Annotated in this window: 14 protein-coding genes and 1 other annotated feature; all 14 genes read left to right on the forward strand. The window is 40.6% G+C overall.

The window, feature by feature from the left end; genetic code table 11:
- Nucleotides 1-197: 197 nt before the first annotated feature.
- The 14 genes from EO127_RS03790 to fic all read left to right on the forward strand — a co-directional run bounded on the left by EO127_RS03790 (nt 198) and on the right by fic (nt 13,950).
- Nucleotides 198-1,136, forward strand: a complete 939-nt coding sequence (locus tag EO127_RS03790) for an ABC transporter permease (protein ID WP_127010275.1) — start codon at nt 198-200, stop codon at nt 1,134-1,136.
- A complete protein-coding gene (locus EO127_RS03795; protein WP_127448092.1) occupies nt 1,133-1,942 on the forward strand; it encodes an ABC transporter permease in 810 nt (269 codons plus the stop codon). The genes EO127_RS03790 and EO127_RS03795 overlap by 4 nt, the downstream gene beginning before the upstream one ends.
- Nucleotides 1,943-1,997: 55 nt before the next feature.
- Complete coding sequence (locus EO127_RS03800) at nt 1,998-2,768, forward strand: ABC transporter ATP-binding protein (protein ID WP_127448093.1); 771 nt, start codon at nt 1,998-2,000, stop codon at nt 2,766-2,768.
- The gene (locus EO127_RS03805; protein ID WP_127448094.1) at nt 2,765-3,514 is read left to right on the forward strand and encodes an ATP-binding cassette domain-containing protein; all 750 of its coding nucleotides are present in this window, start codon (nt 2,765-2,767) and stop codon (nt 3,512-3,514) included. The genes EO127_RS03800 and EO127_RS03805 overlap by 4 nt, the downstream gene beginning before the upstream one ends.
- A 403-nt stretch (nt 3,515-3,917) precedes the next feature.
- Nucleotides 3,918-5,384, forward strand: coding sequence for an energy-coupling factor ABC transporter ATP-binding protein (locus EO127_RS03810; RefSeq protein WP_127448095.1), 1,467 nt, complete (start codon nt 3,918-3,920; stop codon nt 5,382-5,384).
- A 1-nt stretch (nt 5,385) separates the two neighbouring features.
- Nucleotides 5,386-6,192, forward strand: a complete 807-nt coding sequence (locus EO127_RS03815) for an energy-coupling factor ABC transporter ATP-binding protein (RefSeq protein ID WP_127448096.1) — start codon at nt 5,386-5,388, stop codon at nt 6,190-6,192.
- A gap of 10 nt (nt 6,193-6,202) precedes the next feature.
- Nucleotides 6,203-6,892 (forward strand): energy-coupling factor transporter transmembrane component T, encoded by a 690-nt coding sequence (locus EO127_RS03820; RefSeq protein WP_371412853.1) that lies wholly within the window; start codon nt 6,203-6,205, stop codon nt 6,890-6,892.
- A 1,046-nt stretch (nt 6,893-7,938) separates the two neighbouring features.
- Nucleotides 7,939-8,433 carry a pyridoxamine 5'-phosphate oxidase family protein gene (locus EO127_RS03825; protein WP_127448098.1) on the forward strand — a complete coding sequence of 165 codons (495 nt, stop codon included), beginning with the start codon at nt 7,939-7,941 and terminating at the stop codon, nt 8,431-8,433.
- A 106-nt stretch (nt 8,434-8,539) separates the two neighbouring features.
- Entirely contained in the window at nt 8,540-9,166 is a 627-nt protein-coding gene (locus EO127_RS03830; protein WP_127448099.1) for a peptidylprolyl isomerase, read from the forward strand.
- A 1-nt stretch (nt 9,167) separates the two neighbouring features.
- Nucleotides 9,168-9,440, forward strand: coding sequence for a GIY-YIG nuclease family protein (locus EO127_RS03835; RefSeq protein ID WP_126940941.1), 273 nt, complete (start codon nt 9,168-9,170; stop codon nt 9,438-9,440).
- A gap of 36 nt (nt 9,441-9,476) precedes the next feature.
- Complete coding sequence (locus EO127_RS03840) at nt 9,477-9,935, forward strand: DUF1934 domain-containing protein (RefSeq protein WP_038144345.1); 459 nt, start codon at nt 9,477-9,479, stop codon at nt 9,933-9,935.
- The gene (gene argS / locus EO127_RS03845; RefSeq protein WP_127448100.1) at nt 9,901-11,565 is read left to right on the forward strand and encodes an arginine--tRNA ligase; all 1,665 of its coding nucleotides are present in this window, start codon (nt 9,901-9,903) and stop codon (nt 11,563-11,565) included. Before EO127_RS03840 ends, argS begins: the two co-directional genes overlap by 35 nt.
- 30 nt (nt 11,566-11,595) lie before the next feature.
- Entirely contained in the window at nt 11,596-13,206 is a 1,611-nt protein-coding gene (locus tag EO127_RS03850) for a CTP synthase (RefSeq protein WP_127448101.1), read from the forward strand.
- A gap of 138 nt (nt 13,207-13,344) precedes the next feature.
- Nucleotides 13,345-13,950, forward strand: a complete 606-nt coding sequence (gene fic / locus EO127_RS03855; protein WP_127448259.1) for a protein adenylyltransferase Fic — start codon at nt 13,345-13,347, stop codon at nt 13,948-13,950.
- Nucleotides 13,951-14,451: 501 nt separating this feature from the next.
- Nucleotides 14,452-14,652 (forward strand) — a binding site (T-box leader).
- Nucleotides 14,653-14,692: the final 40 nt, after the last annotated feature.

Consider the following 14,692-nt stretch of genomic DNA (forward strand, 5'->3'; position numbering starts at 1 on the left):
TAGTATACCGTATCTTTCCTTAAAAGACAATGATTCTCATAAAAGTGAATATATGTTGGAAGTATATAATTTATTAACTGCTTTTACAATTATATATGTAATCATAGTCAGGGATAAAATTAAATTGCTGTATTTACAAAGAGAGGCCCTATCTTATATACTTTAAGGGAGAAAATATAAAGAAAAGGTGGATTGATATGGTACGAGTATTATTATATAAATTGGCATCTATGGTGGGTGTATTATTAGCAGTTACATTGGGAACGTTTCTCTTAATGCAAATGTCTTCTGTAGACCCCGTATCGGCACGATTTTATCTGCAAGGTATGACACCAGATCCTACTATAGTGGAACAAATTCGGCAAGAGTTAGGTCTTAATGACCCTTGGTATATACAATATGGTCGTTGGTTGTGGCAGATGTTACACGGAGATTTTGGACAGTCTATCTTCCTGAATGTGCCCGTTGTAGATTTGTTGCAAAGTGCTTTACCAAGGACCTTATCCTTGGTGGCGGTTTCCATTGGTTTAGGCAGTATCCTATCGATAGGGTTAGGAGGACTGGCAGCGCATTATAAAGATACTTGGATCGATTATGTGGTGCGTATAGTATCCTTTCTAGCTTTAGCAGTACCAGCATTTTGGGTAGGTTTGTTGTTATTATATGCGCTAGCCGTGAAGATTCCTATTTTTTCTGTGACAAATACGAAGGGGTTAAGTGCTTACGTGTTGCCGAGTATTACCTTGGCGATTTGGTTTTGTGGCTTATACATTCGTCGTGTTCGCAATGCTGTGGTGCAAGCTCAAGCATCATTGCCGGTGATAGGGGCAAAAACGATGGGTATACGGACACGATATATCTATCGCGATTACATTATTCCTCAAGTGCGCCTTGTGCTGTTATCCATGTTAGGGATTACGACCGGCGCTATGTTGGGCGGTTCTGCAGTGATTGAAACGGTATTTTCTGTCAAAGGGATGGGCCAACTCATGGTGCATGGTATTATTAGTCGTGATTATATTGTGATTCAAAGTTATATCGTATGGATTTCTCTAGTCTATGTGGTGGTCAATACATCAGTGGATATATGGATGTACTTACTTCATCCTGAAAGAAGATATGGAGGGCGCCCATGATTCGTTTATGGAAACAAGATAAGCTACTCTTAGGGGCCATTTTACTGACTATACTTTGGATGGGACTCTTTCTATTTGGTTCTCACTTAGCTCCCTTTGACCCTAATGAGACAAATTTAGGGGCTAGATTACAAGATATAAGTGCGACGCATTTATTAGGTACGGACCAATTGGGTCGTGATGTACTTTCACGGATATTATGGGGCGGACAAGATTCATTGTTCATAGCTATATCCATCATTGCCATTAGCAGTATCATTGGCATTTGTATCGGTGGCCTGTTAAGTATGAGTCCTTGGTATATTGATGAATTGGGATCACGTTGCATCGATATGATACTAGGGTTCCCTAGCATGATCGTGGCCATTGCCTGCATCGGTATATTGGGGCCGTCTGTGGAAAATATTATCATTTCACTGTGCCTAACTCGTTGGGCAGAATACGCAAAGATTACGCGGAACTTGGTGAATTTGGAAAAACAAGCACAATATGTGGTTGTAGCACGTATGTCTGGAGCGTCTTTGTGGTGCATTATCCGTCGCTACATGATTCCCAATCTTCGAGGAACTCTATTGTTGGTCATCATTCAACATATGGGGGACACGATTATTACGGTGGCAAGCTTTTCCTTGATCGGCATTGGCGTACAACCTCCTACACCAGAATGGGGTGCTATCTTGCTGAATGCTCGAGATTTCTTGCAAACAGCGCCTTGGCTGTTGATCTATCCAGGGTTAGCAATTTTTATCACTGTTGTGTTATTAAATTACATTAGTGATGCCTTACAAGATGGTAGGCATGTGTAAAGGGCGAAATAGTAGCCCCAATTTGATTCTTATGTAATGACAAAGGATAGTACTATTGACTAATACAGATTTAGTAAGCGTAGATAATTTATCCGTCTCTTATGATGGAGTAAAGGTCGTGAAAGAGGTATCTTTCACGTTAAAACAGAATGAAATCTTTGCCATCATTGGTGAAAGTGGGTCCGGAAAATCTACTGTAGCGAAAGCTCTCTTAGGTTTGTTAGAACAGGCAGACCTAACGGGAGCCATCCACTATGGGGGAGATAATTTGCTCACTTATGGCCCTAAGGAATGGCAAGGTGTACGTGGTGTAGATATAGCCATGATTTACCAAAATCCAGGTAATTATTTAAACCCATTCAAACGCATTGGAGAGCAGATGAAAGTAATCTTAGCCTCCCATGGAAAGACCTACGATGAAGGCGATATTTTGAACCTGCTAGAGGCTGTTTCCTTACCACGAGGAAAAGTATTACTTGATTCCTATCCATTTCAACTGAGTGGGGGCATGCAACAGCGTGTGGCCATCGTTATGAGTTTACTCATACATCCACAACTACTTATTGCAGATGAACCGACTAGCGCTCTTGATGTATTGGTGCAACAGGACATTGTGAAAGTCCTACAAGAGGTACAACAGCGTTTGCAGAATACGTTGCTATTTATTACTCACAATATTCAGATAGCTCGGACATTAGCGGATCGTGTGGGTATTATGCATGAAGGTGTGTTAGTGGAAGTCGGTAAGACCGAAGAGGTTTTATCGAATCCGCAACATGAATATACGAAACTACTTTTACAGTCCTTGCAGGAGGTGAAAGTATGATACTGGAAGCAAAGGGAATCAGCAAAGTGTACACGGGTAAATCGGAAACGGTCACAGCTTTACACGATGTGAGCCTTAGCGTTGGTGTACAGGAGCGAATCGGTATTGCAGGAGGTAGTGGCTGTGGTAAAAGTACGTTACTACGACTATTGTCCTTGCAAGAAGCACCTACTAAGGGGGAGTTAACTCTCTTTGGTCGGTCGGTGGCAGAGTGGAAAGGACATGAAACAGAGCTCTATCGTTCTTTGCAGATAATGTTTCAAAGTTCCTTTCACAGTATTAGCCCTCGGATGGCATTAGGTGAATTTATGTTAGAGCCTTGCGTGAACTTTGGTATAGGCACAAAACAAGAGGCAAAAGAGCGCTGTGAATGGTGGCTTTCAAAAGTGGGATTGGATCTATCGGTGTGGCAGAAATACCGCCATGAATTGAGCGGAGGTCAGTTACAGCGATTGGCCTTAGCTCGAATGATGGCAGTCGGTGCTGAGCTGGTCTTGTTTGACGAACCGACGAGCGCCCTCGATGTGTGCAATCAAGCGCGGGTTATCGAACTGATTCAAAGCGTTTATGAAGAGCAACCATTTACCTATGTGTTCGTCAGCCATGACCTAGGAGTGTTGCAGGCTCTCACAGATCGCATTATTGTCATGAAAGAGGGAACTATCGTTGAAACCTTGGCATCAAAAGATTTGGGATTAGCAATGCACCCGTATACACAACAATTATTGGCAGCTAGCCGTGGATAAATGGCTATTGCCTATAAAGTGGCAAAGACCGCAACAGTTTCTTAGTGGAGAAAGTGTTGCGGTTTTTTGTGTTGTATGGGTTGTTGTAGCGTGAGTAGCACATAGAGATTTAAAATACTGTAGGACGTTCTTAGATATAGTAGAAGGATAATAGAAATACAATCAGTGTAACTGATTAGTATATGCGTGGCGTCATGTTTGCTTGATGTATGGAAAAGTAGGTGTATATCAACCAAGCGCATCTACATAAAAATTGCATTAGTGATAGGGTGCATCGTAAGAATCCTTACAGGGAGTGAATGTAAATATTGGGGTTAGTGATAGCATGAATCGTAAAAAAATAGTATAATTGTATTTTAGAATATACGATACTATTAATATAGAAGAAGATAGGGAGGAACGAATGAAAGAAATCAAAGATGTGTCGAAACTGAGTTATACCCATGTGCAGGGTGGTCAGTTTCGTTGGATAACGGTAAGTACCATCATGCTAGCTTTGGGAACGATTCTGCATGCAGTATCCCCAAGTGTGGCGGGAGTGACGCCGAACTGGACCATAGCGACCTATTGTGTAGCTATCAACTTAACGCGTCCGACCCTTAGACAAAGTTTGGGCATCGGCTTGGTAGCCGCCTTGATCAATGTATTTACATCGAAATCGGCATTGCCATATGGCAACTTGATCAGTGAGCCTTTAGGGGCTTTCACATGTGCCGTATTAGTGCATTACATTTCTAATCTAAAAATTGGTAAGTTAAATTTGATGCCTATATTGAGCGCTTTCATCAGTACTGTGGCGTCTGGTGGCGCTTTCATTACTTGCTTGTATCTCGTGTTAGGTTTGCCTAGCAATGTGTATTGGAATGCCATGTGGCCATTGGTGTTGATGGTGGCCCTCTGTAATGCCGTAGTGGCACCATTCTTGTACATTCCGGCGCAAAAATTGTTGGCTCGCCAAACTGTGAAAGGACAACAATTGACGGACAGCAGTGATCACAGTGATTTACACATTGTACCATCCGTGAAAGCTCCTATCGTCATCGATCATATGAGTTATCGTTATGGAAATCAAACGAAGTATGCCGTGAAAGACATCAACTTAGTTGTGAACGAAGGAGACTTTCTTGTCATCACAGGACCAGCAGGTTGTGGTAAATCTACCATCTGTATGGCCATGGCAGGGGCGGTGCCTAAGTTTTATGGTGGTACTATGGAAGGTATGGTATTCATCAATGGTAAAGCGGTGACACAATTAGAAATACCAGATGTAGCCGATGATATCGGTATTGTCTTAGCTGATTATGATACACAATTAGTAACAATGACGGTAGCAGAAGAAGTAGCCTTTGCCCTAGAAAATCGAGGCTATACGGCGGAAGCTATCGAAGAGCGTACTGCCATTGTATTGGATCAAGTGGGATTGACGGGCTTAGAAGACCGCAATGTATATAGCTTGTCTGGTGGTCAACGCCAGCGTTTAGCGATTGCCTCTGTACTAGCTGTAAACCCATCTATCTTAGTCTTAGATGAACCAACTAGTTCCTTGGATCCAGAAGGAACAGAAGAATTGTATCGTTTGGTAGGTTCCTTGAATCGTGACCATGGTATTACTGTAGTTGTTATCGACCACGATTTACATGCTGTATTGCCGTACGCAAATCGTATGGTATTAGTCGATGGCGGGGAGCTAAAAATCGATAGTTCCGTAGAAGATGTGTTGTCTTACATGTATGATACAAATACCTATGTAGATGCATTACCATCCTTGTTTGTGACGTATAAATCATTAGCAGCGAAAGGGATCGCCTTAGATACACCATGGTTGTCCTTGGAATCTGCCCAGTCTAGTCTATTGAAAGGAGAACGCTAATATGTTACAAGTTGAAAATTTGTGCTTTTCCTATGTGCCAGGACAAGACATTATGAAAGATGTGACTTTCACCATTGGCAGTGGTGAGTTCATTACATTAGGTGGTCGTAATGGTTGTGGGAAAACGACAGTGACCCGTTTATTAGTGGGTTTAGAAACGCCATCTGAGGGCAAGATTTCCTACGATGGCCAAGATATTACACATATGCCTACCTCTGAAAGAGGGCGTTTTATTGGCTATGTATTTCAACAACCAGATCGTCAAATGTTCCGCCAAACCGTGGCAGAAGAGGTGGCATTTGGGCCTGAACAGTTGGGATATGATAAAGAAACCGTTTGTAGTATCGTGAAAGATGCGTTGGAACGAGTAGGCATTTCTCATTTAGCAGAATCCTATCCATTAGGACTGCGCCGTGGAGAAAAGCAACGGGTAGCTATCGCCTCTGCCTTGGCGATGCAATCGAAATTGTTAATTCTTGATGAGCCAACGAGCGGTCAAGATGGAACGGAAACAAAGGAACTTTTGGTATTATTGCAAGAATTACAAGCTCAAGGTTTGACCATATTATTAATTACTCATGACATGGAAATTATGGCAGAATATTCTACACGAGTGATCATTATGGGATACGGCACGAAAGCTTTTGATGGATCCCCAGAAGAATTATTTACAAACCGTGAGGATCTGTTGGAACTTGGTTTGACAAAACCACCGAGTGTGGTACTCAGTGAAACGGTACCAGCCTTAGGGTATTGTAAGTCTATGAAAGAGTTTGAACTGCGATATGCAGAGTATGTGAAAGGTTAGGAGGAGACTGATGAAGTTTGTACCATTAACAAAAATTTGGGCTACTATTTTCGTGTCCATCTTAGCCATTGCTATGAAAACTCCAGAGCTATTGTTAGCTTTATTTGGGGTAGAATTGCTATTAATGTTGATTGGTGGTATCTTGTTCCGTCAATGGAAACCTTTATTGGCTTTAATTGGATTTTCTGCATTCTTAGGTATCGTACAGTATTTGGGTAGCTGGTCTGTGGATTCTGCTATTGTGACGGCTTTGCGCATGTTGACGATGACTACTATTTTTATGATGCTCATCGTGACAACAAAAACACAAGATTTAACAGTGGCTCTTGTGCAACAATGTCGCATCCCCTATGCCTATGCATTTATGTTTACAGCGGCTTTACGATTTGTACCAGACTTTTTACGTGAAAGTAAAGCGGTACAAGAAGCACAGGCTTGCCGTGGCATGTCTTTAGAAGGCAATTGGCTGACAAAGATAAAATCTTACATGACTGTAATTCAACCATTGATGCTGAAATCATTAAGTCGATCTGAGACAATGGCGTTATCTTTGGAACTTCGAGGCTTTGGGAGTCAGCAACATACGTTTATGCGAAAAGTAAGTTTACAAGGCATTGATTATGTGGCGTTTTTTGTGATGCTAATAGTGACTCTTTTGTCACTATGTAGCCTGTGGGGCGTCTCTTGTTTCGCTATGTAGCCTGTGGCGGTTTTAACTGAATAGTGCCGAAGGGAAGAGCACGGTATACCCTCTCTCAAACGGTATTTCATAATGTTTGTTCGGGGGCACACCGTGCTCTTCTTGTGTTTGTGTTATTTAGTTAGTAAGGGCGCCACAAGGCTACTACGCCTAACTGCGGTTCTTTGGAGAAGAAGGTGTATTTTTTTGAGAAATATTAACGATATGAGAAGTTTTGTAGTATAATAAAAGTGTAAGAGCCGACAACGTGTTGTTGGGCTCATCTCTTCCTAGTATGGGAGGAGGTGGTTGCTATGACTAAATATGAAAAAATCTCATTGATTATTTCTATTGCTAGTTTAGCAATTCAGCTCATTGATCTACTTAAGTAGACAATGAAAAAGCCTAACGTATAAGGTCTACTACACCTTGACACGTTAGGCCGTTTCTAATTTTTAAACTCTAGAGATGAGCCTAACGCTAGCTGCACGTTGACGGCTCTTCTTTTCTTGCTTTTAGTATAACATAGTTTATAGGTATATTACAATCGTCTCTTGCTTGGCTATGTAGCCTGTGGCGCTCGTAACTAGCATAAGGGAAAAGCACGATGCTTCTCTGTTGATGATTGTCACGTTCAAACAATACTGTATAAAGCAAATAAAGAGCACGGCACATTCCTTCAGAAACGGTATTTCATAATGTTTCTTCAGGAACATGCCGTGCTCTTTTAGGATGAGTGTAATTATGATACAAGTGAACGTGACATTTCCTTAGTGTATTTGGGGGCACACCGTGCTCTTCTTGGGTTTGTGTGATTTTAGTTAGTAAGGGGGCCACAAAGGCTGCTACGTCTAATTGCGTTCCTTGAGGGGACAGATTGTGACGGTATCATCTGTGAATTTGCGTGTTACTTGATTTTCTTTGGAGTTGTGTTAGTTCTTTTGTTGTAGATTTGCATCTTTTTAATAATAACTTTCAAAATTATTCCTTGAGCACTTGAAATGGACACGGCTGTTAGTGCTATAATAGAATGAGGTAAGTTCGTGCAGGGGTTGAAAGGAGAATTGATGGATTATAAAGTAGCAGCTTCTTTTTGGACAGAGAAGGATAAAACTGCAAGAAAGATGGACCCACGTGAATTGCATGTTGAGATTGTTGATTTTTTGAAGGCCCATCATACGTGTGCTTTGGCGACGCATAGTGAAACGGGTGTACGTTGCACACCATTATCATATACTGTGCATGGTGGATACATTGATATCTTCTCTGAAGGTGGTGAGAAATTCTTTCATTTAGAAGAAGATAAAAATGTATCTCTTACAGTGTTTGATTCTTATGAGGGTCCAGGTACAGCGAAGAGTGTTCAGATTGAAGGCGTAGCCACTGTGCTAGGTCCTGATGATGAAGAGTATGCTAAGGTACTAACAGAAATTGGTATGGAAAAATTATTAGACCGTGATGATGCATTATACTTGATTCGTGTGAAATCGAATGAGATTGTTTATTTGAATGGTTCCTTGCGAGCACGTGGCTATTATATTCGTCAAGTCTTAGCGAGATAGGGTAGATTCTTTTTGCACATCTGCGTCAAGTATGATACAATAAGTAAAGACCGCCGTTAGAGGTTTCATCTAACGGTGGTTTTTATTTTAGAAATGGAGATAATTAATGAATATACAACGTATCTTACTGAGTGCACTATTAGGAGCAACATTAGTAGTGACAGCTGCTTGTGGTACTGATGCAGCTCAGCAAGCAAAATCTGAAGTAGGTAAAGACGTGAAAGTGGAAGCAAAGATGCCTAGCTTTGATGCCACACCAATTGCTGATGAATATGCTACGATTCATACGAATAAAGGTGATATCAAAGTGCGTCTGTATGGTAGCAAGGCACCTATCACTGTGAAAAACTTTAAAAGTTTAATTGAACAAGGATACTACAATAATTTAACCTTTCACCGTGTTATCGATGGTTTTATGATCCAAGGTGGAGATAATAAAAAGGGCGGCCCTGGGTATACGATTCCTGATGAAGTGAGTAATGATTTACACTTTAATAAAATGGGTATCTTGGCTATGGCCAATGCGGGTCCAAATACAGGGAATGCGCAGTTCTTTATTACTGTGGCACCAACGCCTTGGTTAGATAATAAACACACCATCTTTGGAGTAGTTGTACAGGGCATGGATGTGGTAGAAGCCATCAGTCGTGTACCACGAGATAAGCGAGATACACCGAAAGAACCAGTGGTGATTCAATCTGTTGACTTAGCACCAATTCCAGCTGGTGAATAAGATGGAAGAAAAGTTTTATACCTATATGGTGCGTTGTGCAGATGGATCTCTTTATACTGGCTGGACTACGGACTTAGAGAAACGCATACGAGCCCATAATGGTGAAATTAAAGGGGGAGCCAAGTATACACGAGGTCGTAGACCGGTCACTTTGGTGTGGAGTACAGCTTTCAGTAGAAAGCAAGATGCTCAATCCATGGAACAGCAAGTGAAGCGCATGGAACGGTCCCAAAAAGATGCCCTCATTGCGGCAAGTTGTGATATAATGAAATGATACAGATAGTGCGTGAATACGAGAGGAGGAATGCTAATGAAACGAGTCATTGTGTCCGTAAAAAGTACGCAACGTGATGCGGATGGAGAAGATACGGTGGTGGAATTAGTATCCTCTGGTAAGTATTATGAAACAGCTTTGGCGAAACATATTATTTATGATGAAAGTGAAGTCACTGGTTTGGGGAATACGAAAACGACAATTAAAGCCTATAAGGATTCGGTAGTACTCTTGCGAACTGGTGAATTTTCTATGCGCCATGAGTATCAACTGGGGAAGACGAACATTGCAAGCTTAGAAACCCCATACGGGGCGGTAGAACTAGCTATGCTAACCCATGAATTAGACATAGATTTAAAAGATGGCAAGGGCCATATTTGTTTAGGATATGATATCTCTGTTGGTGGTGAATGGCAATTTTACAACCAACTATATGTAGAGATTCGGGAGGATGTACATTATGGACATGAAAGAAGTTTTGAAAGCAGCCATTAAGGATGCTTTGCAGATAGCTCTGGAACAAGGAGAACTACCAGAAGGTACCTATCCAGAGGCACAGTTGGAAGTGCCTCCGCAGAAAGAATTTGGTGATTTTTCTACGAATATTGCTATGCAATCTGCACGGGTAGCGAAATCGAATCCAAGAGCGATCGCAGAAACGATCATTTCTCATATGAATTATGATTGGTTAACGCGTGCTGAAGTAGCAGGTGCTGGATTTATCAATTTCTTTTTAGCATCAGATGTGATTTACGATACTTTAAAAAATATCTTAACTGTAGGTGAAACATACGGTAATGCTCCACTTCGTGAAGAAGATACAGTGCAAATCGAGTATGTCAGTGCCAACCCAACAGGTTTGTTACATGTAGGCCATGGTCGTGGTGCTGCCTATGGAAGTGCTTTGGTAAATTTAATGCGTGCAGCAGGTTATAATGTATTTGCTGAGTATTACATTAATGATGCAGGCAAACAAATCGATAACTTGGCGGCCTCTGTGAATGCTCGCTATTTAGAATTGTTAGACATGAAACATGAGTTCCCTGAATCTGGCTATCGTGGTCAAGATGTCATCGATACAGCGCAAGAATTGATTAACTGGAGAGGTGATTTCTTCGCAGTGCTTCCAGAAGAAGAGCGTGTTCCATTCTTTAAAGAATTTGCTTTAACAGAAAAATTAAATGGATTACGCAAAACATTGCGTAATTTCCGTGTTGGCTTTGACCGTTGGTTCAGTGAACGTAGTTTGCATAAAAGCGGTGAAATTCGTACATTGGTGAATCAGCTTTTAGAATCTGGTGCTATGTACGAAAAAGATGGAGCTTATTGGTTGGCATCTATGCAATATGGTGATGACAAAGATCGCGTGGTTATCCGTGACAATGGAGAACCAACATACTTAGCCGCAGATATTGCGTACCACAAAGATAAATATGAACGTGGCTACAAACAATTAATTAACATTTGGGGTGCTGACCATCATGGTTATATTGCCCGTGTGAAAGCAGCTATGGAAGCGCTTGGATTCAATCCAGATAAACTAGAAGTTCTATTATTACAAATGGTATTCTTATACCGTGATGGAGAACTTGTAAAAATGTCTAAACGTACTGGTGAAACCATTACTTTAGATGAGTTAATCGAAGATGTAGGAGTAGATGCAGCAAGATACTTCTTCTTGATGCGTTCCTTAGATAGCCAATTGGACTTCGACATCAACTTGGCATCTTCTAAATCCAATGACAATCCGGTGTACTACATCCAATATGCGCATGCTCGTATTCACAGTATTTTTGGACAAGTAAAAGAGGCGGGTATTGCGTATGGCGATTGGGCGAATACATCTTTCACAGCATTGCAAAGTGAACAAGAAGTGGAATTGATTAAAAAATTAGCAGCCTACCCAGAAGAAATTCAGTTATCTGCTAATAATAAAGCCCCACATCGTATAGCTAAATACTTGTACGATCTAGCAAGTTTATTCCATTCCTTCTATAAACAAGGCCGTATCATGGGCGTTGACCCAGAATTGCAACAAGCTCGATTAGGCTTGATTACAGCAACTGCGCATGTATTACAACATGGTCTTGGTATCTTAGGTATTTCCGCTCCTGAAAAAATGTAATCAGAAGCATATAATTATTAGGGAGGCATCATGTCAACAAAGTATATTTTCGTAACAGGTGGAGTCGTATCATCATTAGGTAAAGGCATTACTGCAGCATCCTTGGGACGTTTGTTGAAAAACCGTGGATATAAGGTGACAATTCAAAAATTTGACCCATATATCAATATTGACCCAGGTACAATGAGTCCCTATCAACATGGTGAAGTGTTCGTCACTGACGACGGTGCAGAAACTGACTTAGATTTAGGTCACTATGAACGTTTCATCGACATTAACTTAGGTAAAACGTCCAATATCACGGCTGGTAAAGTGTATTGGTCTGTGATCAATAAAGAGCGTAAAGGTGAATATCTTGGCTCTACTGTGCAAGTTATCCCTCATATTACGAATGAAATTAAAAATGCTGTATTCCGCGTTGGTAAAGAAGATAATGCAGACGTGGTGATCACAGAAATCGGCGGTACTGTAGGTGATATTGAAAGCTTACCATTCCTAGAAGCCATCCGCCAAGTGAAAAAAGAAGTCAACCGTGATGATGTGTTATACATTCACGTAACATTGGTGCCATATATCAGCGCAGCAGGTGAGTTGAAAACAAAACCAACACAACATAGTGTGAAAGAACTTCGTGGCATCGGTATTCAACCAGATATTATCGTATGCCGTACAGAAAAAGAAATTTCTCGTGACATGAAAGATAAATTGGCATTATTCTGTGACGTAGACCCAGATGCTATTGTAGAAAACCGTACTTGTAGCACCATTTATGAAGTACCATTGATGATGCAAGATGAAGGATTAGATAGCATTGTAGTGCGCAAATTGAACCTAGAAGATCGTCCTGCAGATATGACAGAATGGAAAGAAATGGTTCATAAAATCTTGAACCCTAAGAAAGAGATTACGATTGCTCTTGTGGGTAAATACGTAGCATTACATGATGCATACATTTCTGTAGCAGAAGCATTGGGGCATGCAGGGATCGTAGAAGACACTAAAGTGAATATTAAATGGGTTGACTCTGAAGCGGTAGAAGCAGAAGGTACTGATTTAGCGGAAGTATACAAAGATGTGGACGGCATTTTGGTGCCAGGTGGTTTCGGTTGCCGTGGCGTAGAAGGTAAAATTTCTACTATCCAATATGCTCGCGAGCATAAAGTTCCGTTCCTTGGCATTTGCCTAGGTATGCAAACATCTGTGATGGAATTTGCTCGTTCCGTATTGGACATGAATGGCGCTACTTCCACAGAATTTGATGAAAGCTGTCAATTCCCTGTGATCGACTTAATGGACGACCAAGTAGATGTAGATGAAAAAGGCGGTACTATGCGTCTTGGCGTATATCCATGTAAAACAGTACCTGGTACAAAAGTACATGAAGCATACGGTGAAGACTTAATCTATGAACGCCATCGTCATCGTTGGGAATTCAACAATGCATACCGTCAACAATTGACAGATGCAGGCTTGATTATCTCTGGTACATCTCCTGATAATCGTCTAGTAGAATGCGTTGAAGTAGCAGATCATCCTTGGTTCGTGGGCGTACAATTCCATCCAGAATTGAAATCCCGTCCAAACAATGCACATCCATTGTTCAAAGGATTTGTGAAAGCAGCTATCGATAATAAAAAATAAGACATAATGAGTGTGTCATAAAGAAAGGACTGTAACAGAATACAATAGATTCTGGTTGCAGTCCTTTTTATAAGATTTTTATAAAAATGATGAATGTTAGAGGCGTCTGTATATTTTGTGCTAGAAGGTGGTGATGACATGGTGTTGCAAAATAAATTGGGAATTAATAATTCGGTAGAACTTGCTAAAGAGGAAGAGCGGATTAGTAAAAAGAAAGCTTTAGATTTATTTGATGGTACAGCGTTAGCTATGTATCCCGTAGGTTCTTTTGTACAATTAGCTGCGATACATAGATATTTGTTTGAAGATATCTATGACTTTGCGGGAAAAGTTAGAACGGTAAATATGGCAAAAGGAAATTTCCGGTTTGCACCTGTTATGTATTTACAGGCAGCCCTTGAAAGTATAGAGAACATGCCACAATCTACATTTGATGAGATTGTTGAAAAATATGTGGAGATGAACGTGGCACATCCTTTCAGAGAAGGCAATGGAAGAAGCGCTAGAATCTGGCTGGACCTAATGTTGAAAGATGAACTACATCTTGTTGTAGATTGGAGCTTAGTGGATAAAGAGGATTATTTACTAGCTATGGAACGGAGCCCTATTAAAGATACTGAAATCAAGTATCTCTTAAAAAGTGCCTTAACGGATCAAATAGATGATAGAACAGTATATATGAAGGGCATTGACCATAGTTATTACTATGAAGGCTATACCTTGTATAAAATCGAAGAATTGTAGGCTAACATCTGTAGAAGAAAATACAAAAAGAATACGATGTATATCAATTGTTGGAGCGATATGATGTGTATTATCTATTGTTTGATACAGCCGCCCTATTGTTTTTTATCCCAAACAGTGCTATACTTGAGACATAAACAAGAAGAGCCGTCAACGTGTGCTGGCGTTAGGCTCATCTCAAATGGGTAAATTGATGAAGCCTAACGTATAGAGGGTGCGAACCTCTTTCGTTAGGCTTTATCATTAATTGTTAAAGAAACTAATGATTTGTACTATTAGCTTTAAAATTAAAATCAATACATTGATTTTTCTAAAAAACTTTTTCATAGTACCACCTCCTCCTATAGGATAGGAAGAGATGAGCCCAACGCACGTTGAAGACTCTTCTATAATTGCATTATAACAGAATTTATTCGTATTGTGTATATATAAAGATAAAAAACACATGAGTCTATTGACAAGCGACTTAAAATGCTATAGAATAATCTTCAGTTAGATAAAGTAAATGCGATGAACAGGTATAAAGATATAGTTAGTTGCTTTCAGAGAGCTACTGGTCGGTGTGAAGTAGTAGAACGGTTATGTTGAAACTCCCCTGTGAGCAGCGATGGTGAAACTAAGTAGTCATCGACGGTAGTTCCGTTATAACTGTGAGAACCAACTAGGGTGGGACCGTGTTATTGAAATGATAATGCCCCTTGATGTGCATGGCACATTGAGGGGCTTTTTTGTATCATAGGTT

The organism is Veillonella sp. 3310 (assembly GCF_003999875.1).
Taxonomy (GTDB): Bacteria; Bacillota; Negativicutes; order Veillonellales; family Veillonellaceae; genus F0422.